This is a genomic window from Micromonospora sp. AMSO12t (assembly GCF_008806585.1).
Taxonomy (GTDB): domain Bacteria; phylum Actinomycetota; class Actinomycetes; order Mycobacteriales; family Micromonosporaceae; genus Micromonospora; species Micromonospora reichwaldensis.
On record NZ_WAAS01000001.1, the window covers coordinates 110,204 to 131,856 of the forward strand.

General features: G+C 70.8%; 18 protein-coding genes and 3 pseudogenes. 4 read left to right on the forward strand and 17 right to left on the reverse strand.

From position 1 onward, the window contains the following. Nucleotides 1-63 precede the first annotated feature (63 nt). The 4 genes and pseudogenes from F6X68_RS00455 to F6X68_RS00470 all read right to left on the reverse strand — a co-directional run bounded on the left by F6X68_RS00455 (nt 64) and on the right by F6X68_RS00470 (nt 3,688). A complete protein-coding gene (locus tag F6X68_RS00455) occupies nt 64-1,461 on the reverse strand; it encodes a hypothetical protein (RefSeq protein ID WP_151452335.1) in 1,398 nt (465 codons plus the stop codon). Between the two features lie 636 nt (nt 1,462-2,097). Beyond that, nucleotides 2,098-2,597, reverse strand: a pseudogene (locus F6X68_RS00460) (X2-like carbohydrate binding domain-containing protein). 91 nt (nt 2,598-2,688) lie between these two features. Beyond that, a pseudogene (locus F6X68_RS00465) lies at nt 2,689-3,123 on the reverse strand (transposase); the annotation flags it as partial. Next, nucleotides 3,107-3,688 (reverse strand): DinB family protein, encoded by a 582-nt coding sequence (locus F6X68_RS00470; protein WP_151452336.1) that lies wholly within the window; start codon nt 3,686-3,688, stop codon nt 3,107-3,109. The gene F6X68_RS00470 and the pseudogene F6X68_RS00465, both read right to left, overlap by 17 nt. 5 nt (nt 3,689-3,693) lie before the next feature. On the opposite strand from F6X68_RS00470, the gene F6X68_RS34590 reads away from it, so the two are divergent. Beyond that, the gene (locus tag F6X68_RS34590; RefSeq protein WP_255474673.1) at nt 3,694-3,822 is read left to right on the forward strand and encodes a hypothetical protein; all 129 of its coding nucleotides are present in this window, start codon (nt 3,694-3,696) and stop codon (nt 3,820-3,822) included. A gap of 112 nt (nt 3,823-3,934) precedes the next feature. Here F6X68_RS34590 and F6X68_RS00475 read toward each other — a convergent pair whose 3' ends face one another. After that, nucleotides 3,935-4,669 carry an HAD family hydrolase gene (locus F6X68_RS00475; RefSeq protein ID WP_192581209.1) on the reverse strand — a complete coding sequence of 245 codons (735 nt, stop codon included), beginning with the start codon at nt 4,667-4,669 and terminating at the stop codon, nt 3,935-3,937. 360 nt (nt 4,670-5,029) lie between these two features. Here F6X68_RS00475 and F6X68_RS00480 point away from each other — a divergent pair, with 360 nt between their 5' ends. Next, nucleotides 5,030-5,179, forward strand: coding sequence for an FCD domain-containing protein (locus F6X68_RS00480; RefSeq protein ID WP_255474674.1), 150 nt, complete (start codon nt 5,030-5,032; stop codon nt 5,177-5,179). A 103-nt stretch (nt 5,180-5,282) separates the two neighbouring features. On the opposite strand, the gene F6X68_RS00485 is transcribed toward F6X68_RS00480, so the two are convergent. Both F6X68_RS00485 and F6X68_RS00490 read right to left on the reverse strand, forming a co-directional pair. After that, nucleotides 5,283-6,665 carry an RICIN domain-containing protein gene (locus tag F6X68_RS00485; RefSeq protein ID WP_151452338.1) on the reverse strand — a complete coding sequence of 461 codons (1,383 nt, stop codon included), beginning with the start codon at nt 6,663-6,665 and terminating at the stop codon, nt 5,283-5,285. 194 nt (nt 6,666-6,859) lie between these two features. Further along, nucleotides 6,860-8,326 (reverse strand): endo-1,4-beta-xylanase, encoded by a 1,467-nt coding sequence (locus F6X68_RS00490; protein ID WP_151452339.1) that lies wholly within the window; start codon nt 8,324-8,326, stop codon nt 6,860-6,862. Nucleotides 8,327-9,642: 1,316 nt separating this feature from the next. Between F6X68_RS00490 and F6X68_RS00500 the strand changes: the two are divergent. Then, a pseudogene (locus F6X68_RS00500) lies at nt 9,643-9,828 on the forward strand (transposase); the annotation flags it as partial. A gap of 234 nt (nt 9,829-10,062) precedes the next feature. Here F6X68_RS00500 and F6X68_RS00505 read toward each other — a convergent pair. The 9 genes from F6X68_RS00505 to F6X68_RS00540 are packed head-to-tail and all read right to left on the reverse strand — an operon-like array spanning nt 10,063 to nt 18,121. After that, nucleotides 10,063-10,866: a 4'-phosphopantetheinyl transferase superfamily protein gene (locus tag F6X68_RS00505; protein WP_151452340.1), complete on the reverse strand. Its 804-nt coding sequence runs from the start codon at nt 10,864-10,866 to the stop codon at nt 10,063-10,065. A 4-nt stretch (nt 10,867-10,870) separates the two neighbouring features. Continuing rightward, nucleotides 10,871-14,107, reverse strand: a complete 3,237-nt coding sequence (locus F6X68_RS00510; RefSeq protein WP_192581210.1) for a S41 family peptidase — start codon at nt 14,105-14,107, stop codon at nt 10,871-10,873. Beyond that, the gene (locus tag F6X68_RS33340) at nt 14,104-14,688 is read right to left on the reverse strand and encodes a hypothetical protein (protein WP_192581211.1); all 585 of its coding nucleotides are present in this window, start codon (nt 14,686-14,688) and stop codon (nt 14,104-14,106) included. The genes F6X68_RS00510 and F6X68_RS33340 overlap by 4 nt, the downstream gene beginning before the upstream one ends. After that, nucleotides 14,676-15,125 (reverse strand): GNAT family N-acetyltransferase, encoded by a 450-nt coding sequence (locus F6X68_RS00515; RefSeq protein WP_151452342.1) that lies wholly within the window; start codon nt 15,123-15,125, stop codon nt 14,676-14,678. Before F6X68_RS00515 ends, F6X68_RS33340 begins: the two co-directional genes overlap by 13 nt. Next, nucleotides 15,118-15,579: a hypothetical protein gene (locus F6X68_RS00520; protein WP_151452343.1), complete on the reverse strand. Its 462-nt coding sequence runs from the start codon at nt 15,577-15,579 to the stop codon at nt 15,118-15,120. Before F6X68_RS00520 ends, F6X68_RS00515 begins: the two co-directional genes overlap by 8 nt. Further along, nucleotides 15,576-16,094 (reverse strand): hypothetical protein, encoded by a 519-nt coding sequence (locus F6X68_RS00525; RefSeq protein WP_151452344.1) that lies wholly within the window; start codon nt 16,092-16,094, stop codon nt 15,576-15,578. Before F6X68_RS00525 ends, F6X68_RS00520 begins: the two co-directional genes overlap by 4 nt. After that, entirely contained in the window at nt 16,091-17,221 is a 1,131-nt protein-coding gene (locus tag F6X68_RS00530) for an acyl-CoA dehydrogenase family protein (protein ID WP_151452345.1), read from the reverse strand. Before F6X68_RS00530 ends, F6X68_RS00525 begins: the two co-directional genes overlap by 4 nt. Next, nucleotides 17,218-17,826, reverse strand: coding sequence for an acyl-CoA dehydrogenase family protein (locus F6X68_RS00535; protein WP_151452346.1), 609 nt, complete (start codon nt 17,824-17,826; stop codon nt 17,218-17,220). The genes F6X68_RS00530 and F6X68_RS00535 overlap by 4 nt, the downstream gene beginning before the upstream one ends. A 28-nt stretch (nt 17,827-17,854) precedes the next feature. Further along, complete coding sequence (locus tag F6X68_RS00540; protein ID WP_132234309.1) at nt 17,855-18,121, reverse strand: acyl carrier protein; 267 nt, start codon at nt 18,119-18,121, stop codon at nt 17,855-17,857. 432 nt (nt 18,122-18,553) lie between these two features. On the opposite strand from F6X68_RS00540, the gene F6X68_RS00550 reads away from it, so the two are divergent. After that, nucleotides 18,554-20,425, forward strand: a complete 1,872-nt coding sequence (locus F6X68_RS00550) for a condensation domain-containing protein (RefSeq protein WP_192581212.1) — start codon at nt 18,554-18,556, stop codon at nt 20,423-20,425. Between the two features lie 28 nt (nt 20,426-20,453). Here F6X68_RS00550 and F6X68_RS00555 read toward each other — a convergent pair whose 3' ends face one another. Then, entirely contained in the window at nt 20,454-21,533 is a 1,080-nt protein-coding gene (locus F6X68_RS00555; protein WP_151452348.1) for a LuxR family transcriptional regulator, read from the reverse strand. Nucleotides 21,534-21,653 lie beyond the last annotated feature (120 nt).

Below are 21,653 nucleotides of genomic sequence, written 5' to 3' on the forward strand. Positions count from 1 at the left end.
CCGCCGCTCCGGCCCTGTCCTCGTCGGACAGCGCCTCGGCCAGCGGCCCGACAACGGCGGGAGTCAGCTTCCAGCGGTGGCTGTCCCACGGCGGTCACCGCTCGGCGGTTGAGAGCCGGAGTTGAGGAGCACCGGCGCGAGCAGGGTGCCTCGTTCGGTGGTGCCGCGGATGACGGTGCTCGGGTCCCTGACCAGTCGGGAGGTGAGACCGGTGAGCCCGGCCGGTCCGTAGTGCAGCCCCCACACCGCGTGCCAGTCTCGCACCGGGCCGCCCTGCTCGTCGTAGCCCGGTTCGATCCGGGGCACCACCCGCCGCTGCACGATGTACCTGCCGTCCCTGGCCGCCGTGGTGAGCGCGGCGCGCCACGTCGTGTCGTCAACCGTCCAGCCGGCCACCGTGCCCTCCCCCCGGGCCAGCGTGGTCGGTTTGAGGATGTTGTCGGACCTGTCGCGGATCAGACCGGTCAGGTCGTACGACGCGTCGATGCGGGTCGCCTGGGGCAGGATCCGGCGCAACGCAGCGCGTTCGGCCTCGGTCAGCGCGCCCTGCACCGCGGGCAGCTGCACCAGGGCGAGGCAGGACTTGCTGTTGAACACGTCATGCGCCGGTACGGTGACCACCGGCGGCATGGTGTCGTCCGCTGCGGGGTGCAGCCGCCGCCAGGCGATCGCCGGTTCCGGCTCGGCGGCGAGTTCCTCCAGGTTGAACAGCCGCAGGATCGCGCTGGCTCCGGCGACACCGTCGGCGATGGTCCCGTCGGGTTTCGACAGATCGGCGATTTCTGCCAGCCGAGTCCGGAAGGGGCGCGTCTCGATCCGCTCGGCCATCGGCTGCCATGCGGCGGCCCACTCCGCGAGTGCGCCGGTCGCCTCGACCATCAGCACCTCCCTGAGCTCGCCAGGCCTGCCGGCTTCCTGCTCCGGCGCCGCTGCGTCCAACACGTCGACCAGGCCGGTGACGGAATCGAGGTGACGTAGTCCGTGGCGCTCGGCGAAGGAACTGAATCGTGGGTCGGCCAGGATCGCGGCAGCCAGAGGTGCCCGCCGCACCCCGCCGACCGCGGTGCTCAAACCCAGCTCGATCACCTTGAAGCCGGTGCCGTCGTGGATCAGGTCGGCGCGGCCGTACCGGACGAGGCGTGGCAGGTCGGTGTCGACGAGCATCGGGCGGATCGCCGCCGGCGCGTCGGTCAGCGCGCCGAACGCGGCCAGGCTGCCGCCCGCGAGAAGATCGGGCAGTCTGCCGACGACATCGAGCAACACCTCGAAGTCGGCGTAGAACGAAGCGATCTCACGCTCCGCGACGAACATCGGGCGCGGGAAGGTCCGCGCCGCGAGTTCCGGCCCCAGCACCGCGACCGCGTGATCGGCTGGCAGGTCGGCCGGCAGCTTGCCGGCTCCGACCGCCCTCAGGTAGTCCGCGGCGGGGTCGGAAAGGAACACCGGGCCGGTGGAGCCCATCAGGCGCCCCCTGCCCTGGTCGCGACGCGCAGGTGGTGCGGCGTGCCGTGGCAGGAGCGGCTCGGCGTCGGCCGTCCAGGCTGACAGGAGCAGGGCATGGTCTGCCTCCAACTGGCGCAGCAAGCGGTGATCGGCGTGCAGGAGTTGACAGCGACCGGGAACGGGTCGCCTGGTCGAAGGTGGCTGTCGACGGAGTGGAAGGACTCGGTTCCTCCTTGGCTCCGACATCACGAAGAGGTCGAACCCGAGGGCTGGAAGGAGCCGCTGCCAGCGGTCGACGAGTGATCAAGGCCATGATCAGCCATAACTGCCTGTTTGGCAACGAGGGAGTTGTCGGTCCCCGGGTTCCCGCACCGGGTTGCCGCCCATCAGCTCGCTGCCGACGTGAGCACGACCGAGTCCGGCCCGGTCCGGGCAACCCCGCCGCCTGTTGCCGCACGCCGGCGAAAGCCTCGCTGACGCGGGCACGACGGCGGGCGGCTGGGCACTCCGTCGCGCCGCCGGCCAGCGGGCGTGGTCACCGAGGGCGGAAGCGACGATGAGAGTGGGATGAGGCCGCCGATGAAGATCGCCACGACGAGCGTCATGAGGATGGCGGCGGCGCCGCGGCGTGCCCGGCCGCGGCGCCGCCGGACGTCAGGGGGTGCTGCCGGTCACCGTGGTGCCGGTCTTGGTGATGCGGTACGTGGTCCGCGCGCCGCTCCAGAAGTGGAACGTGAGGGTGACGGCGCCATCGTCGACCTCGGCGAAGAACTCGGGCTTGAGAAGGATCGTCGACGCGGCGTAGTCGGGCTGGAAGTGCTGCCAGAACTCCTCGTACGGGGTCCAGTCCGCCGGTCCGGCGGGACTGCCGTCGGCGTACTTCGCCTCCATGGCGGCAGTTGGTCGCCGCGGAACTGGGTCGGGACGGCGAACGACTGCGTCGTCCCCGTCGCGGCAGCCTGGGTCGGCGGGTCGGAGGTGACGACGTCGATCCGCCACGGCACGCCCGCCGAGAAGCGGGCCTCGATGCTGGCGTTGACGCCGTACGCCCGGTTGCCGGCCAGCCGGGTGAGCGCGGCCGGGGTGAGCGTGAGCGTGTTGCCGGAGACGGTGTGGTCGGCACCGTTCGCCAGCGCCGTGCTCCCCTGCCACAACCCCTGGAAGGTCAGGCCGTTGAGGTTCAGCGTCAGCGACTTCGCCGGGATCGCGCACCTTCTGCCCCTGCTCGCGAGCCAGGTGAGTCTAGGTGGTCAGCCCGCCCCGCGAGCGGCCCAGCGCATGATCGGCCGGCTCGTCGTGCACGCCACCTGGCGGTTCCTTCTGCAGATGCCCGTCGATGCGTGCGCTGGCGGCGTGTTGGTGGGCGCGGCTGGTCATCGAGTCCACGCTCACTGTCCAACCGATCCGGCCCTGCGCATCGCCCGCGGTCTGCAACGCCGACAGGATCTTGTCCTCAGGTCCCGTCCCGCTGCCACCGGCGGAACAGGCCGTAGACGGTGGGCCACGGCGCGGACTCAGCCGGGACATCCCGCCATGGGGCGCCGATGCGGATCCGCCACCGGATCCATCAATGAGCTGTCGTTTCTCCCACTTCAGCGGACGACCTGTTTTTGGCGCGGGAGGCAGCAGCGGAGCCAGAACAGCCCACTGCCCGTCGGTCAGGTCATGCCGCCTCGTCAGCCGACCTGGCGGCCTGCTCGATCTTCGCGCAGTAGGCTGCACGGGCTTCCTCGTCGATCTGGTTCTCGTGTTCGGCGCGCAACCCGGTCCGGCCGTCGAGGCCCTCGCGCAGGATATCGGCGTGCCCGGCATGCCGGATGGACTCGCCGAGGACATGGACCATGATGGCGAACAGGTTCGTGTCGGCATAAGGCTCCGGCCACCACGGCACGTGGCCGGGGGCGTCGAGGGGAAGCGCGGTGATCGTCGCGTCCGAGTGTTCCCACATGCGCCGGTAGAACGCGATGATCTGATCGCGGGTCTCGTCCTCGGTCGCCCACAGATCGCTGCCGTTGGAGTCCTGCCACCGGGGCAGCGGTTCCGGGGAAGGGCGGTCGAAGACCTCGCCGAAGTACCTGGCCTCGACGGTGGCCACGTGTTTGACCAGGCCGAGGAGGTTGGTCCCGGTCGCTGTCAAAGGTCGGCGGGCGTCGTATTCGGACAAGCCGTCGAGTTTCCAGAGCAGCGCCTTGCGGTCCCGCCGCAGTCTCCCGTGCAGGTTGGCTTTCGCGAAATCATCAATCATGCGGCATGAGCCTGCCATGGGCTACTCGTGGTCTCAAGATCCCGTACGTGGTCCGCAACGACCGGCAGAGCCGAGGCCTGGCCATGGCCACCGCCCTGACCTGCTACAAGAAGCTCGCGAGACTTGCCACGTGAGACAACCTCTTACGAAACACGCCTTAGTGCCGGCCCGCCCCCGACAGAGGCGAACCGGAGCACTTTCATCTCGACTTCGGGTACTGCTCCGCCACGTCCCTGGACAGCACAGCTAGGCCGCGCTCCGGTCGAAGAGGTCGGCCGTCGCAAGGTCGAACAGGCTGTGTACGCGAAGGATGCCCTCGGGCGCCGCGGCCCCGTACGTCTGCTGCCGGTCCAGCCAGCATCCCCGTAATCCCGCGGCGGCGGCGGCTAAGGCATCGCCCTGAAGATCGTCACCGACGTACAGAACCTCGGAGGGTTCCCAGCCCATCCGCTCGCAGGCGCCGAGGAAGCTTGTGGGATTCGGCTTCGAAGCACTGACGTCGGAGGGCGTGAACAGCGGTGGCGTCGAGGGGAGACGGAGCGAGGCCAGTTTAGCTTCCTGCTGCGCGCGATCGCCGTTGCTCAACACCGCCACACCGGCGGGTGCCCCGCCGAGGAAACGCATCACCTCCGGGACGTCGCTATACGCTGCCCAGGAATTCTCATAGTGGCGCAGGTAGAGCGTGAAGAGGTCATCGGCTTGGTCGTCGCTCACGGCTCCGGTTTCTCGGCCGTAGGCGGACAGCACACCGCGGAGCCTAGCCCGCCGTTGTTCCTGGAAGGTCATTGTCTTGTCCAAGTACGCCCGCATGTGGACGGCCTCCAGCCGCTGCCACTCCGTGTGAGCCTCGTACCGCGCCTCCTCGTCGAGGTCGGGAAGCCATTGCAGGCAGGCGGCGAGGAACGCCTTCTCCGCGGCACCCTTGTGGTCCAGCAGAGTGCCGTCCAGGTCCAGCAGGACGGCTTTCACCCGCATCGTCATCACACGACTCCCTGGAAGTCGACCGCTGTCCGCACGGCGCTCACGGTATCGCGGGTCATGGTCCATGGATTTCCCCGTAACCGGACCAGGGCATCACCGACCACTCGACCGGCAGCCGGACAAGCCCTTCCTTTGCCACCTTGAAGACGCCTTGTGGATCCGCGGAAACACAATCAGCCCGTGGCGCTCCCTGATGCTCAATCGCAGTCCGGGCGCCCACTGGAGCACCTTCATCGCCGACCGATCAGCGACGGTCATGCAGGCGTCCGGGAACCGCATCGCTCGCGGTGTCGTACAGGCGCTGGAGAGCCAGTCATCAACACCGCCCGCTACATGGGCCGGACCGAACGCTCCCTGTGCGTGGCGTCCAACCGCGGCCACCGGCGCATCTACGAGCGCATCGCCGCGCACGACCCGGACGGCGCGGCCGAGGCCATGTTCACCCACATCACCGAGGCCTGGCTGGTCCGCCGCAGCGGTTCGGGCAAGCCGACCCGCCTGCAACGCTGACCCGGCCAGGAGGCCGGCGCTCAGGATCCTCGCCATCCCGGCCCGACGTCAGGCGGCGCCGGCCCCCGCGTCGCGAGGGCCAGCGCCGCCTGACCCGTCTGCGTCACGAGAACTGCGCGAAGAACCTCCAGATCTCACCCTTGGTCCAGGTGGTGACGCCACTCTCGGCGTACGTCCCGTCCACCGGTCCGGGCATGTGACCGTTGTCGAACGCGGCCCACTGGACCGGGTAGCCGGCCCTGCAGCCGGAGTAGGTGGTCGTGATGTGCGTACGGCTGCCCGGCCCCGGCTCGGGCGGGTTCTGGGCGGTGCAACCGTTGTTCCGGACGAACGTGTCGCGCAACGACCGCCCCTGCGAGATGTTCAGGACGTTGTCCGAGATGCCGTGCAGCCCGAAGTACGCGATGGGCTGCGTACCGCCGCTGCACCCGCTGATCTGTGCGCCGGAGATGACCGCGACCGCCCGGAAGACGGTGGCCCGCGCGCAGGCGAGCGCATAGCTCATGCCGCCGCCCCAACTGAAGCCGAGGGCGAACCGCTGCCTCGGGTTGACGCAGAGGTCACTCTCGATCCGTCTGATCATGTCGTCGACGAAGGTGACGTCCTCACCGCCGGCGTTGCCCCAGCCGTTGCCAATTCCCTGGGGCGCGACCAAGATCGCGCTGTTGTTCGACTGCTCCTGCTGCCCGTAGTAGGACCAGGCCGTCCCGCTGGTGCCGCCCGAGGATATCTCCTGCATGGTGCCGCCGCGCCAGTGGAACGCGAAGATCAGCCGGTAGGGGTTGTTGCTGTTGTAGTTGGTGGGCACCCGCAGGATGAAGGAGCGGCTCTTGCCGTTGCTCTGAATCGTGTGCGTGCCGCTGGACAGCGTCGGTGCCCTACCGCACCCGGTGCCTCCAGACGGCGGGTTGCCGCTGTCCACGCGGACAAGCTGCCACTGCTGGTTGGCACCGTTCCAGTCGGAGTACTGCACGATGTTCCCACCGTCGGCGGTGGAGGCACCCTGCACCTCCACGACCTTGCCGCTGTGCCGGCTGATCAGCCGGACGTGACCGCCGTCCGAGTCCGCGAGCCGGAACTGCTGGTTCGTCGCGTTGGTGTCGGACCACTGCACGATCGCTCCGCCGTCGGCGGTCGACCAGTTGTGCACATCGAGGACCTTGCCGGAGTGCCGGGACTTCAGCCTGTAGTAGCCGCCACCTGAGTCCAGGAACTGCCACTGCTGGTTCGCCCCGTCGTTCCGCGTCCACTGGCTGATCCGCGCACCGTCGTTGGTGGCCGAGGCGTACAGGTCCAGCGCCTTGCCGCTGTTCCTGTTCAGCAAGACGTACCAGGCGCTGGTGTCCACGGTCGCCGCAGCTGCGGGGGCCGCGTCCACGGCGACCAACGTGCTGGCCGCGATGACCGCCGCAGCCGTCGCGGCCAGCCCTGACCGCCAGCGATGTCTCGGTGGAAGGGCGCGACGACCCGCACCGATGGCATTCATGGTCCACTCCTCTGGTCGGGGTCACCCGCGAGCGGAACGCATGCGGGTGGCCTGGCGTGCGTGCCGACGTCTGGTGGCGTCAGCACGGTGTTCGTCGTACGGGCGCGATGCGGCCACCGGCGCACGTCCCTGGCCGGTTGCCCGCCTGCGGTGGCGCGAACGGATGCTGTCCGCGCCACCGAACGGAGGACCAGCTACCCGATGCGGATCAGCTGCCATTGCTGGTTGTTGCCGCCCCAGTCGGTGTACTGAACGATGTTCGCCCCGTCGGCGGTGGACCCGCCCTGCACCTCCACGGCCTTGCCGCTGTTGCGGTTGACCAGGCGCAGGTAACCCCCGGCCGACTCGGCGAGGCGGAACTGCTGGTTCGTGCCGTTGCCGTCGCTCCACTGCACGATCGCCGCACCGTCGGAGCCGGAGAAGTTGTAGACGTCCAGCACCTTGCCGGAGAGCCGGGACTTCACCCGGTAGTAGCCGCCGCCGGAGTCCACGAACTGCCACTGCTGCTGGTTGCCGTTGTTGCGGGACCACTGGGTGATCCGGGCGCCGTCGTTGGTCGCGAGGTTGTAGACGTCCAACGCCTTGCCGCTGTTCCGGTTCACCAGCACGTACCAGGCGCTGGTGTCTACCGGGGAGCCCGGCGGAGGCGTGGTGGGCGGGTTGGTGCCGGCGTTGAGGGCGTTGAGAACGGCGTCGTACGCCGCCTTCTTGTTGCCCGACCGGTCGAACAGCAGGGCGTCGTCGTCGCCGCGCCAGGAGTCGCTGTCCCGCACCCCCCAGACCGTGATGCCGTTGCAGCGCGCGACGGCCAGGCAGGCGCGGGTGACCGTGGCGAAGATGTTGGCCTGGTTGGAGCCCTTCATGACGTCGAGTTCGGTGATCTGGACGTCGACGCCGAGGTCGGCGAAGCGCTGCAGGTTGGCCTGGTAGTCCCCCGGGATCGAGGTTCCCAGGTGGGACTGGAACCCGACGCAGTCGATCGGCACGCCCCGGGACTTGAAGTCCCGCACCATGTTGTAGATACCGGTCGACTTCGCATTGACGCCGTCGGTGTTGTAGTCGTTGTAGCACAACTTCGCGCCGGGATCGGCCGCCCTGGCGGCGCGGAACGCCGCCTCGATCCAGTCGTTGCCCGTGCGCTGCAGGTTGGAGTCACGCCGACCGCCGCTGCCACCGTCGGCGAACGCCTCGTTCACCACGTCCCAGGAGTGGATCTGGCCCCGGAAATGGGTGGCGACCTGGGTGACGTGGTTGATCGCGGCGTTGCGCAACGCGCTACCGGAGAGGCTCTGCGCCCAACCCGGCTGCTGCGCGTGCCAGAGCAGGGCGTGACCCCGCACGCTCATGCCGTTGGCCCGAGCGTGACTGACGAGACGATCACCGCCCGTATAGCTGAACCGACCCTGTTGCGGCTCGGTGGCGTCCCACTTCATCTCGTTCTCGGCGACAACGCTGTTGAACTCGCGGTTGAGAATGCCAACGTACTGGCTGTCGGAGAGCTTGCCCGTCGCGACGGCCGCGCCATAGTAGCGACCCTTCTCGGCGGCGGACGCTTTCAGGGTCGTTCCGGCACTGGCCGTCGGGGCCAGCGCCACCGTCGTACCCGCGGTCAACGCGACGGCGAGGGCCATCGTCGACAGCAGGGTTCTCTTGGATCTCATGGCATTCCTTCCAGTGAATCCGGTGGTGGTGATGTGCCGGTTCGCTCGGGCAAGCCGGTCCGGGACGGCGGACGCGGCTCGCGGACGGTCAGACGGGTGGGTGGCGACGCCGCCCAGGTGCGCTCCGCCGGTCGTCGTCGGCCGGTCCGCGCTGGCACGGGCAGTCCGACCGGCTGTCGCACACAGCTGCTGATGGTCCTGAAGCGACGTCCACGCACCCCTGGGGATGCCCTGGACGCGAGGTTCGGCCAGCGGGCTCGCCCGGTGAGCCACAGGTGCCGTCATCCTCGACATCGAGAGTGAGCGATAACATCCCGTTCGTCAATACGTGCCGGCGCCGCAATGCCCACACCTCCGGGGCACAGTCGGAGCGCGCCGGGCGCGGCGCGCATCGCCGGGGGCGCACGTCCGCGAGATCGGGTTCGGGGAGCGAGAAGCCGGCGTCGGCCCCGCCGGACCGCGACATCCCGACTGGGTGCCCGGGGCGGCAACCTCGGTCAGGGAATCGATGTCAAGTCATGTTAGCGATATCATGACCCCGGCCGAACGGCGAGTTCCGCGCTGCGCCCTGACGCGCTGCGGGCGTGCGTCAGGTTCTGACCGCGCGATCCGGTGCGCTGGACGCGCTGATCACCGAGGAGACCGCCCAGGCGGCCCGGGACGGCGTGGTGTTCGTCCCCCCAATGAGCCGATCCCAGGTGCGGGACGCGATCACCGCTGCGGACGTCCCAGGGCGAGCAGCCGCGGCCGCGTCGGCAGCAGCCTCATGACGTTGGCCGCGCCGACGACGTGGGCGGTGTCCTGGACAACGAGAGTCATGACTTCAACCGTATCGTTGAACAACGCTGTTGAGAGTTCTGCGCGATGTCGGCGAGAGATCCGTGGGGAACCCTCAAATCGGGTATCACCGGGGCGGCGCGGCGTCAGCACACCTCCCGCGAGGAGGCGAAGCAGCGCGCCAGCGGCGGGCCGTCGTGCTGCCAGAAGTTATCGATGCCCGTCGAGATTCGGGACCGGGTTGATGCGGATCAGGGCAGAGGTGTGCGCACGAACGCCACGGCCAAAACTCCGATAAGAGGGTGGCTGCCCTTCCCCTCGTAGCCTGGAGGCCAGAGCTTGAGGGATAGAGGTTAAGCGGCTGGTGAGACGCGACGATATTCCGCCGGTTCGCCCCCACGACCTGCGCCACGGAGCAGCCACGATGGCGCTCATGGCCGGTGCCGACAAGAAGGTGGTTCCGTCGCGTCCAACGGAGTGGTGTACGACTGGCCCGTGATGGGCGTGTTACGTAGATCGGAGACGGCCGCCGCGTGATCTGGCGGCAGATCAGGTCGAACAACCCGCAGGAGCGGTTGAACAAGGAGATCCGCCGCCGCACCGACGTCGTCGGGATCTTCCCCGACAGGCCGGCGATCATCCGCCTCGTCGGCGCCGTCCTTGCCGAGCAGACCGACGAATGGACTGAAGGCCGCCGTTACTCGGGCCTGGAACTACTGGCCAAAGCCCGCCTGATTACCGTCGACACCGACCAACACGACACCGACGACACCGAGCCGACCCCGATCGCCCTTGGCCTGGTTGACGTGTCGGCGAGTTGCGTGACGATCCGGACCGGAGCGCCGAGATCCAGGCGGCAATGGCTGGAGAAGCGCCGCCGACTTTCCGGACGGCAGCCGGGCGTCGGGTGGTCGCCTGCCCCGCCCCGCCGCCCTGATCGTCCTCCACCGTGGCCGTCGTCATCCGGTGGCCCGGAAAGCACGCTCGCCGGGCACCGGGAAGGACCGCACCGCGCGGACCGGAACGGTGCTGGCAAGCGCCGCCGCGTGACCGGCCGGGGCAGGCAGGTCGTGCAGATGGACAGGGATGCGCGGCCAGCCGGGAACGCTGCCCACGGTGACCGTCGGCCCGCTCACGTCCAGCTGGCCGGGCGGTGCCCGCAGCCCGAATCCCGTCAACTTCATCGCCGCTTCCTTGCGCGTCCAGGCGGTCAGGAACCAGCCGGGCCGATCGGCGGGGGGCACCCGGGCGAACAGCTCCCGTTCATTGGCGGTCAGCGCGACCGCGGCGAGACCGTCGGTGTCCCGGTCCGGGCTCGACCGCTCGACGTCCACCCCGATCAGGCCGACTCCAGCCACCGCCAGCAGCACCCAGTCCTCGGTGTGCGAGACGGAGTAGTCGACCCGGGAATCAGCGAACCTAGGCCGGCCGTGCGTCCCCGCGCAGTACTGGCAGTCGCGGTCGATGCGCACCTGGGCCGGCGGTACGCCGAGATAGCGGGAGCCCAACCGGCGCTGGGCCGCGCGGGAGGTCACGAAGACGTCCCGCGCCGGCGAGCCGAGCAGGTCCTCGGCCCGGAGGCGCTCTGCCGGGTCGAGCAGGTCGACGCGACCGCCACCTGGCCGGACCGGCACCCACCAGGTGTGCGGCTGTCCGGCCGCGGGCACCTTCGGCGGGCCCGGGACGGTAGCGGGCGGCGGGCCGTCCGGCGCGGCGGGCAGCACGGCGGTCGCCGGCGGTGCTCCGAGGTCTCCAGCCGTCACCGGGTCACCCGACCAACCTGGAGCGGGTCGACAGCGCCGCCAGCGGTCGCGCGGTCGGCCGGGCCGGCGCCGGCTGCCCGAGGCCGGCCAGCAGATGCGCGACGGCGGCGGCGAGCTGGGGGTCGGCCCCGGCCAGCACGCCCTGCGGCGGGTCCGGCACGACGACGTCCGGCACGACGCCGTGGTTCTCCAGGCCAGCACCGATGCCGTCGAAGACGTAACAGAACTCCGGTTGCGTGGTGACCGTGCCGTCGACCAACTCGTGGCGTGGCCAGGTGGCGATGGTGCCGCCCCAGGTCCGGTTCCCGATCAGCGGCCCCAGGCCGAGCTGCCGGAACATGTGGCTGAAGATCTCCCCGTCCGATCCGGTGTGCTCGTTGATGAGCACCGCCATCGGGCCGCGCGGCGACTCGACCGGGTACGGGGTGGCGCCGCTCCAGCGCCCGTGTTCGGCGCCACCACGGCGCCGGGCGAGCCGGTCGAGCAGCAACGGCGAGACCTGTCCGCCGCCGTTGAAGCGCACGTCCACCACCAGCCCGTCCCGGTCGAGCTCGGAGAGGAAGCCCCGGATGAAGTCGGCGTAGCCGGTCCGGAACATGTCCGGCACGTGCAGGTAGCCGAGCCGGCCCCGCGAGGTGGATGCGACCAGGGCGCGGTTGCCCTCCACCCAGTCACGGTAGCGGGCCCGGCCCTCGGCCCGGATCGCCCGCACGCACACCCGGCGCGGGGCGGCGCCGTCGCGCAGCACCGTCAGCTCGACCTCTCGGTCGGCCTGGCCGACCAGCAGTTCCCCCGGCCCGGCCGGGCCGACGGGTTGCCCGTCGATGGCCACCACCGCGTCACCCGGGCGCAGGTCGACACCGGGCCGGTTGCACGGCGAGGTGGCATCGGGGTTCCACGGGTCACCGCGCAGGATGCGCTCGATGCGCCACTGTGCCGGCGGATCGCCGACCCCGCTGGTGGTGGCGCTCCAGTCCACTCCGAGAAACCCCTGCGCCTGCTCGACAGGCCGGCGGTAGTCACCACCGTGTTCGTAGGCGTGCGAGGTGGCCAGCTCGCCCTGCAGTTCCCAGAGCAGGTCGGAGAGCTCCGAGCGACACCCGACCAGATCCACCAGGGGCAGGTAGCGCTGGTACAACCCGTCCCAGTCCAGCCCGGACATCTCGGCGTGCCAGAAGCTCTCCCGCTGCAGCCGCCAGGTCTCGCGGTACATCTGCCGCCACTCCGCGGCCGGCTGGATCGACACCCGCAGCCGGGTCAGGTCTACCCAGCCGTTCTTCCGGGTCGGCGGGGCGCACCGGGCGTACGGGTCGTCGTCGGCGTCCTCCGCGTCCTCGGCGGCGAGCACCCGCAGCCGGTCACGCACCTGGCAGAGCAGCGTGCCGCCGTCCGGGCTGGCGCTGATGTCGTCGACCCCGAGCAACTGCTCCTCGGTGACCTCCGCGGTCTGCAGGTCGACCACGGTGACCATGCCGACGGGGGCAGCGTCCGGCTTGACCGGGTCCGGCGCGGTGACCGGCACGGTGTGCAGGAGCACCCTGTCGGGCAGTCCGACGATGCTGGCGTACCGCCCCTCCGGTACCGGGAACCCGACGATCCGGCGATCGATGTCGGTGAGGTCTATCTCGACGAACGGCGGTCCGGCTCCGGCCTCGGTGCCCCGCCGCGCACCGTCGACGGGCCGCGGCACGAACGGCGACGCCTCGGTGGCCCGCAAGGTCACCAGGTACGGCCGGTTACCGAAGGGGAAGCCGACGTCGAAGCGCACCTGGTCGTGCTCCGGGGTGAGGTCGCGCTGGCCAAGGAAGTAGAGGTAGCGCCCGGCCGGGTCGAACGCCGGCCGGCTGTCGCGCAGCACCGGTCGGGTGACCTGGAACGAGCGCCGTAGCGCCACCTCCGCCAGCTTGATCGCCGAGGTGCGCGGCGTGTCCGGGAACGTGTAGGCGAGCCACCGGCCATCCGGCGACCAGGCCAGGTCCTCGATCCGCTCGAACGCACTGCTGTCCAGCAACCGCGGTGTCGGCAGCACGCTGTCGGTGTCCAGCAGCCACAGCTGCTGGCGGTTGGTGGCGAAGGCCACCTGGCCGGACGCCGACGAGGCGACCAGCTCGGTGACGCAGCCGATGTCGGTGAGCGGGATCTCCACCGAGGCGGCCCCGCCCTCGGCCGGGAAGAGCACCAGCCGCTCGTCCGGTCGGTCGTCGGCGGCGACCGCGACCAGCCGGCGGCCGTCGGCCAACCAGCTCAGCAACCGGTGCCGCGTCCTTTCGGCGGTGCCGTGTCGACGCACCGGGCCGGACCAGTGCGCCATGGTGAACGCCTTGCCCCGCGCGACGAGGGCCAGGTTGGTGCCGTCCGGGCTGAGGCGGGCGCTGTCGAGGAACTCGGCGGCCGAGACGATCCGCCGGGCCTGCTGGCGGCGCGAGCTCGCAAGTGAGACGTCGAGCCGCCGGGACGCCTCACCGGGGGCGTCCAACGCGTACAACCGGGCACCGGCGTGGTAGACGAGCCGCTGTCCGTCGGTGCTCAGACCACGGGCGTAGAAGTCGCGGTGTCCGGTGTGCCGGGTCAGCGCGCTGCCGTCCGGCCGGCACGAGTAGACGTTGCCGGTGCCCTCGTGGTCGCTGATCAGGAAGATCCGGTCACCGACCCAGCACGGGTTGGCCACGTTGCCGGGCAGCGCCAGCCGGGTGAAGGAGCCGCTGCCGTCGTGGTCGACCCAGAGTTCACCGGCGGCGCCCCCGGTGTACCGCTTGCGGCGGGCCGGGTCGGCGAGGTTGCGCCCGATCACCAGCGCGCCGCCGGGGCCGTACGAGAGGGTGCTGGCCGCGCCGTGGTCGAACAGCCGGGTCGGCCCGCCGTCGACCCCGACGGCGAAGAGCCGGTAGCCGAAGCCGGTCGGCTGCTCGGCGGTGCTGGCGTAGATGATCTCGTCGTGGTGCGGGTGCCAGCCGACCACCACGCACCGGGCCGCCTGGAAGGTGAGCCGGCGGGCCGGGCCGCCGGCCAGCGGCAGCAGGTAGACCTCGCTCGGTCCGTCGTCCGAGCCGACGAACGCCACCAGCTTGCCGTCCGGGGACAACCGGGGGTGGGCGTACTCGGTGCCGCCGGCGGTCAGCCGGCTCGCCGGTCCACCCGCGAACGGCACCCGCCACAGGTCGTCCCCGGCGGTGAACACCACGGTGTCGCCGGCGACGGTGGGGAACCGCAGGTAGCCTCCGGTCGCGCCATCGGTGTTCACCGGGCGCGCTGGGTCATCGCGCGGATCCGCTCGGCGACCGCGGCGCGGCGGTCCTCGACCTGGGACCGCTGTGCCTGCGCGTCCTGCTGGTTCTCCGACCAGTAGCAGGCGGTGCGCCACTGCCCCACCGTGTACGAGTCGTAGGCGCAGCGCACCCGGCGCTGCGCGGCCAGGTTCTCTGAGGACAGCAGCATGGTGTTGTGTTCGAGCACCTGGTTCACCACGACCCGCATGTTCAGCTCGGTACGCAGGAAGGTGTGCGCGGCGGCCACCGCCGCGGCGCCGAAGGCCCCCCGGAACCGGGGCAGGATCCCGAACGACAGCTCGCAGCACTGGCTGCGCCAGTCGATGGTGGTGATCCAGGCGAACCCCACCACCTGCTCGCGTGGGCCGCAGAGGGTGAAGTGCCGCTTGATGTCGTGTTCCTCGGTGATACCCACCCGCTGGCGGTGCTCCAGCACGTCGTCGCCGGTGACGACCGCGTAGTCGGTGAGGTTCGCCTGGAACCGCGACTCGCGCATCAGCGCGGTCCGGATGGGGATGTCGGCCTCGGTGAGATGCCTGACCGTCACGAACGGCACGTGTCCTCCCCACGGACGAAGTACACCGACACATCCTGGTAGGCGCCGGACTGGTAGCGGTGCTCGCGCAAGGTGCCGACCCGGGTGAACCCACAGTCGTGCAACGCCAGCACCGGCGGGCTGTCCGCCGGCACCAGGGCGACGAACGAGGTGCACCGCTGGTAGTTGCCGAGGAAGTCGAGGAAACCGCGTAGCGGCTCGGGATCGGGCGAGGTGCTCGCCACGTACGCCTGGCGTGGCTGTTCCTCGTTGGGCAGGTAGCCCAGCAGCGTGTCACCGGTCCGGAAGACCTGCGCGCCCAGCCGGGTCAGCTCGCGGACCAGCAGGGCGTGGTTCTGGGTGACCGGGTCGACGCCGAGGAAACCCCGGGCCGCCCCGGGTACCGCCGCCAGCGCCGAGGCGGCGGCTGCGGTGTCGAGTCGCTGAATCTCAGTCATGGCGTACCGCTCCCCAGATCTGCCGGTCGACGGGACGGCCGGCGAACCACCGGCCGGCCGGGACCGTCGCTTCGCCGATGAACCCGGCGTCCTGCAACAGGTCCACCGGCGCGGCCGCCGCCGGGGTCACCCAGCCGTACAGCCGGTGCAGGTTGAGCACCCGGAAGCCGTGCGAGACGGCGGTCTTGAGCAGCGCCGGGACCAGGTCATCGGCGCCCGGCTGCACGCCGATCTCCAACCGGGCCCGGCGGTGCACCCAGTCCAGCTCGGCGAAGCGGACGAAGGCCGCTCCCGGCAGCACGCACAGCTCCACGGTGTTGTCCTTCGGCGCCTCGACCGCCGCCGGCACCACCGTTGCCGGTGCCTGCTCCAGCGGCATGCCGAGCAGTTCGCCGGCGAGCCACGGCCCGGTCAGCAGCGGTAGGTCGGTACTGCGGTACCCGCGCAATGTCATGATGTCGGCACCCAGATCTGCGAGAAGAAGACGTACCCGTACCGGCGTCCCTCCTGCACGACCACGTCGGCGAGGGTGCCCTCCTCGGTCAGCCCGGCCGCCCGGGCCGCCTCGAGCCCGTCCTGGTCGTACTCGCCCACCAGGACGGAGATCCGGACCACCTCGCGCCGCCAGCGCAGCGCCCGCACCGCCTCGTCGTACGCCTGGCACCACCAGTTCAGCGGGGCGCCGGAACGCAGCCGCAGGTGCAGTTGGTAGTGGCAGCCGTGCTCGGCGCCAACCGCTTCGGTGGCGAACAGGCCCACCGGCTCACCGTCGGCGAGCAGCACCTCGGTCTCGGTGCCGAGCAGATCGAGCAGTTCCCACTCACCGCGGGTGTCCGGTTGGGCCGTGCGGAAGTAGAAGTCCGGCTCGGTGAACATCCCCAGCACCTGGTCGCGGTCCGCCTCTGCGAAGGCCCGGGCGGACCAGCGCGGTGTGCGTACCCCGTCCAGCGGCGTCGCGGTCAACGTCATGACGTCGGCCTCCGGGTGGCGATGCCGTGCGTGATGTGCAGGCGCAGGATGTTGCTGGTGCCGTCCATGAACTCGAAGGCGCGCACGTCACGGCACCACTTCTCGAGCAGCGGGTGCAGCAGCAGGGAGCCCGGGCCGAGCGCGTTCGCTGCCCAGCCGGTGACGTGGACAGCCAGGTCGGTGGCGTGCAGCTTGGCGATCGACGGCGTCCGACGGTCGTCCGGCGAAAGGTCGACCTCGTTCGCGGCGTCGTAGAGCAGGGCCCGCGCCGCCGCCAGCCGGGCGGTGGTCAGCTCGTGCCCGGACCAGCCCGGCCGCTGTTCGCAGACGTAGTCGCGGGCGGCGAAGGCCACCCCGAGCGCCATCGCGGCGATCTGGATCCGCATCACGTTGAAGGTCCGGCTCGCGCCCCAGATCCCACGGCGGGACGCCGGCAGGTGGGCGCCGAGCAGCATCTCGCGCGGTACGTGCACCCCGTCGAAGGAAAGCTCGCTGATCCGCGCGCCACGCAGCCCGGTCATCTCCAGCGCGTGGCCGGCGAAGCCGGGGGTCGGGCAGCTCAGGATGGCCGCCCTGATCGACAGCGGGGAGCGGCCGGTCCGGGCGAACACCACCCCGGTCGCACCCCGGGAGCCGTTGCCGACGTACCGCTTGGCGCCGAAGAGGCGGTAGTCGCCGTCGGGGTCCGCGTCGAGGCGGGTCTCCATCGCGGTCGCGTCGCTGCCGCGGGCGTCCTCGGTCATCGCGAAGAAGGTCCAGGTCCGGCCGTCGGCGATGGACTCGTAGAAGAACTCCTGCTGGGCCTCGCTGCCGAGCGCGTCCACGGCGATGCCGGCGAGCGCCGGGCCGGTGTTGGCGGTCAGCAGGCCGGCGTCACCGCAGGCCAGCTCGAGGCTGGCCACCGCGCGGGACAGGCAGCTGTCGGTGTACTCGCCCTGCCAGCCGGACGGGTCCTGGAAGCGTTTGGGGGTGCTGGCCGCCCGGACCATCGCCAGCGCCGGCGAGTCCAGGTGCCCGGTCATGTCCTCCGGGTCGACGTCGACCGACAGGGCCCGCGAGCGCAGGTCCGTCGCCGCGTCCCGGCACTGGTCCCGTAGGGCGCGCAGTGGCGGATCCAGCTCGATCATGAGACACCTTCCCGGGGAAGCCAGCAGTTCGCGGTCAGTTGGGCCACGTACGCGCCGCGGGTGGGGGTGCCGGCGACGTATCCGCTGGCGCCCAGCAGCTTGGCGGCCTCCCAGTCCAGGGTGGTCACCCGGTCGTGCACGTCGAGCACCGCGGCCGGGACCGTGCCGGAGACCCGCAAGGACCGGCGGGCCGCCTCGACGGCGGTCTGCACGTCCGCCAGTACGCCCAGCACCAGCTGTTTGCGGATGGTGGGCTCCCCGCCGACCGTCCGGCCGGAGAGGTACTCCACGGCCCACTCCAGCAACCGTCGGGTGACGCCCAGCCGGACCGCGCCCAGGTGCGCGCAGAACTGGGTGAGCTGCCCGTCGGCGGGGCCGGGGTGGCCGTCGGTGGTGGCGAAGCTGATGCCCTCCTGACCGGCCATCCGATGCCCGACCGTCGAGGCGGGCGTGGTCGCCCAACCGGCGGGCAGGGCGGCGGTGGGAACGGCGGCGACCCGGCCCGGCGGCGTGATGCCCGGCGCCTCGGCGAGCGCCACGGCCAGCCCGGCGGCCAGCCCGGCGGAGTACGCCGTCTGCTCGCACTCGTCGATCATGTCCCGCATGCGGTCCTCCTGTGCCTGCCGCGAACGGCTAACGGGCGACGTCCACCTGTTGCAGGCGGGTCTGGATGTAGTCGGCGAAGGAACCGACCGACTGGAACACCTCCGGCTCCAGCGATTCGGGATCGACGTCGAGCTGGAGGGTGTCCTCAAGGCTCATTATCAGCTCAATGAAACGAATCGAGTCGATTTCCAGGTCCTCAAGGATCTGCGTCTCGGCGGAGAGCTCGGGCAGTTCCCGGTTGAGCACCACCGACAGCGAGATCCGCAGGTGCTCGATAATCTCCGAACGTTCCATTGACCCGATCCTTCCCTTGTGCGGATTGATGGTGCATGGCCGGCGAAGCCACCTCCAGGCAGCTCACCGACCATGCCACCGAACCCTCTTGAGACTTAGAGGGAGCTCTTGGAAGCGGCCTTCGCGGCAGCCTTCGCAGCGGCCTTCGCGGCAGCCTTCGCGGCAGCCTTGGCAGCGGCCTTGGCAGCGATCTTCGCCATGGTAATCACTCCTTCTCCGGGTTTTGCTGAACCAGTTTCCCGAGCCTGTTGGATCGGTACGCAGAGATTTGCCGACCAGGCCACCCGGTGTCAATAGCGTCGGGAGAACTGCCCGGTGCCGGCCGATGGCAGCTCTTTGCCGTCAATTATTGTCACCGGCACTGACTAGCCGAAACGTTTCCGGCGGCCCGATCATATGGGCGGACGAACGCGGGAAGAGGAGTCAGTTTCTGTGGAGAAGAGCGCGAATCTCTGCTGGGGCCAGCGCTACCACTGGCTCCGGTACCAGCACATACCCGCCGGGGCCCGGCACGACGCACACATCGTCGCCAACTGCCCCCTGCCGGAAGGCATCTCGGTCGCCGATCTGCGCGCCGCGATCAACCACCTGGTCCGCCGGCACGAGGCGCTGCGTACCGTCATCCTCGCCGATCCGGCCGGTTGGCCGCAGCAGCGGGTCCAACCGCCCGCGCCACTGCCGGTACGGCTGGTGTCGACCGAGTCGGACGGCACCCCGGCCCCGGCCGCGGTGGTCGCGGAGCTGACCGTCGCCGACTTTGACCTGACCCGGGACTGGCCGATCCGGGCCTGCGTGGTCACCACCGGTGGCCGGCCCCGGCGCCTCGTGGTGGTGCTCAACCACATCGCCTTCGACGACTGGAGCCTGAACACCTTCCGTCGCGAGTTCGAGGCGATGCTCGCCGCGATCACCGCCCGCCGCCGGGCGGTGTTGCCGCCGGTGGCGCACCAGCCGGTGGACCTCGCCCGGCAGGAGTCGAACCGCGACGCCGCAGCGAACGCCGCCGAGCTGGCGCACTGGCGCCGGGAGATCGAGCGGCTCCCGGCGGACGTCTTCGCCTCCCGGCGGTCCACCGCCGCCGGGCCGGGCACCGCGTTCAGCGCGTCGATCACCTCACCGGGGCTGCTGACGGCGAGCCGGGAGATCGCGGCACGGCACGGCTGCTGGCCGTCGGCCGTCCACCTGGCCTGCTACGCGATACTCACCGCCGGCTACACCGGCGAGGCGTCGGTCCCGTTCAGCTGGCTCACCAGCCACCGTGAGGCCAGCCAGCACATGTCCGTGATGACGTGCATGTTCTCCCCGACGGTGGTTTCCGTGCAGCTGGCCGACGATCCGCCGTTCAGCGAGTTGCTGCGCCGCACGGCGGACCGGGTGGAGCAGGCGCAGCGGCACGCCTACGTGCCGTACGACGAGATCGCCGAGCTGATCGCGGCCGAGAGCTTCCGTCGCGGCCAGCCGGTGCGGATCGCCTCGGAGGTGAACTTCCTGAGTTACGCCCCGCGCTCCTGCGGGGCTCGCCGGGACCGGTTCGCCTGGAACACCCCGCCGGCGGCCTGGGCGCAGGCCGGTTCGGACAGCTACCTCGGAATCTACGAGTGGCGCGACGGGGTGACGGTGGCCCTGCACGCCCAGTCGGCGGTGCTGCCCGCCGAGGCGGTGGAGCGGTTCCTGCGCGGTCATGTCCGGCTGATCGAGGCGCACCGCGACCCCTCGGTGGACCTGCGGGTCAGCGAGGCAGCCCGGGAGCTGGGATTCGCCCCGCCGGCCCGCCGCGAACTGGTCCGGGTCGGGTCGGACGCGGTGTGCGTCGAGGCGACCCGGGCCGCGCTGCGCTCGCATCCCGCGGTGATCGACGCGCGGGTGCAGGTGCGCACGGGCGAGCTGGTCGCCCGGGTACGGACCCGGGCTCCGCTCACTCCGGCCGAGCTGCGCACGCATGTCCTCGGCACGATGTACGACCGGCCGGCGGTGCGTTGCCCGGACCGGTTGGAGCTCGTCGACGCCGGGGACGGGGACGTCGACACCGACGCGCACGCCGACCTCGATCGCCCGGCGACGGCGGCCGGCGGCCGGTCGCCCGGGCCCGCCGAGGAGCTGCTCACCGAGGTAGTCGCCCTGGTCAACGAGCTGGCCGCCGTGGACGGCTCGGACAGCTACACGGCCGCCGGCGGCCGGGCTCTGCGGGTGCCCCGCACCCTGTCCGCGCTGCGCGAGCGGGGCTGGGTCGGGATCTCGCCGGATCAGCTGGCCAGCGCCCGGCCGTTGCGGGCGCTGGCAGCCCGGCTGACCCGGGTGGGCTGAGCCGGTCCCCGCGCCGGCCCGGCGGGCATCAGGTGCCGAGCGGGGACCCGGTGGCGAAGCGGGTGGCCACCTGCACGCCGGCCTGGAAGCGGCTGACCGAGCCGAGACTGCGCAGCAGCGCGGCAATGTGTCGGCGGCAGGTGCGCACCGACATCCCGAGCCGACGGGCCACCGCCTCGTCGGTGAGGCCCTGGGCCATCAGCAGCGCGATCGAGCGTTGCAGGTCGTCGGCGACCTCGTCGGCGTAGCCGGTCTCGTCCGCGGCCAGCGGTGCCGCGCCCTCCCAGAGCTGGTCGAACATCTCGATGAGGTACCGCACCACGTTCTCGTCGCGGACCCGGTGCCCCGTGGGCAGTAGTCCGTCGGCGGACGTCCCGAACACCACCGCGAGCGAGCGGTCGAAGACCACCGAGGCCTGCGGGACCTGGCTGATGGTCCGGATCGCCGCGCCGCCGTCGATCAACCGCCGGGACTTGGCCCGGGAGGCGAAACCGGCCCGGCTGCGGTGCGGCGAGATGATCCGGACGGAGACGCCCCGGTCGAGCACGCCGTGACAGGCCTCGAGGAGCCGGTCGAGCACCTCGTCGTCGTCGTGGCTCGGCCGCAGCACGACGAGTTCGTCGCGGCACACGTCAGCGGCCTGCTTGAGCAGTCCGCGCAGCTCCGCCACGCCTTCGAGCCGGTCGATCGAGCCGCCGGGCACCACGGCGGAGTCCCTTGCGCCGGCGATCGAGTCGATCCGCTCGCGCAGCTGGTCGGCCAGCTCCCGCTGCTGGTAGATCGCGCGTTCGATCGGTGAGACCAGCAGGGTGGCGGCATACTGCGGGTCGACCGGGACCAACCGGCCGCCGACCGCGCCGTCGGTACGTAACAGGCGCAGCTCGACGAGCTGCATGATCGTCGAGACCACTTCGTGTCCGGTCCGGCCGAGTTCCACCGCCACCCGGTCGAACCCGGACGGCGCGATCGCGCCGTGTCGCACTATATAGTGGTATACTTCGATGCATTGCGCGTTCACGCGATCCTGGGCGTCGATGCCGTCGTCCTCGACGAGGCGTCCGCCGAAGCTGGGCGTCCAACTGATCCGCGACAGAGCGTCTGTCGACATCCGCTGCCTCCCGGTCATGTTTCCCGAGTTCCGCTGGCGGTTCACCGCCGCGGGCTCCACGGTGACAGCAGCGGCAATCACGCCAACCTCACTCGCGCACCGCGCCACCCGGCCGTGCGG

Coding starts and splice junctions, on each gene's coding strand:
- F6X68_RS34590 (WP_255474673.1), top strand. CDS start 3,694: ATGAGCCTGCCATGGGCTACTCGTGGTCTCAAGATCCCGTACGTGGTC.
- F6X68_RS00520 (WP_151452343.1), bottom strand. CDS start 15,579: ATGACATTGCGCGGGTACCGCAGTACCGACCTACCGCTGCTGACCGGG.
- F6X68_RS00470 (WP_151452336.1), bottom strand. CDS start 3,688: ATGATTGATGATTTCGCGAAAGCCAACCTGCACGGGAGACTGCGGCGG.
- F6X68_RS00515 (WP_151452342.1), bottom strand. CDS start 15,125: ATGACTGAGATTCAGCGACTCGACACCGCAGCCGCCGCCTCGGCGCTG.
- F6X68_RS00530 (WP_151452345.1), bottom strand. CDS start 17,221: ATGATCGAGCTGGATCCGCCACTGCGCGCCCTACGGGACCAGTGCCGG.
- F6X68_RS00555 (WP_151452348.1), bottom strand. CDS start 21,533: ATGTCGACAGACGCTCTGTCGCGGATCAGTTGGACGCCCAGCTTCGGC.
- F6X68_RS00490 (WP_151452339.1), bottom strand. CDS start 8,326: ATGAGATCCAAGAGAACCCTGCTGTCGACGATGGCCCTCGCCGTCGCG.
- F6X68_RS00475 (WP_192581209.1), bottom strand. CDS start 4,669: ATGACGATGCGGGTGAAAGCCGTCCTGCTGGACCTGGACGGCACTCTG.
- F6X68_RS00525 (WP_151452344.1), bottom strand. CDS start 16,094: ATGACGTTGACCGCGACGCCGCTGGACGGGGTACGCACACCGCGCTGG.
- F6X68_RS00540 (WP_132234309.1), bottom strand. CDS start 18,121: ATGGAACGTTCGGAGATTATCGAGCACCTGCGGATCTCGCTGTCGGTG.
- F6X68_RS00535 (WP_151452346.1), bottom strand. CDS start 17,826: ATGCGGGACATGATCGACGAGTGCGAGCAGACGGCGTACTCCGCCGGG.
- F6X68_RS00455 (WP_151452335.1), bottom strand. CDS start 1,461: ATGGGCTCCACCGGCCCGGTGTTCCTTTCCGACCCCGCCGCGGACTAC.
- F6X68_RS00485 (WP_151452338.1), bottom strand. CDS start 6,665: ATGAATGCCATCGGTGCGGGTCGTCGCGCCCTTCCACCGAGACATCGC.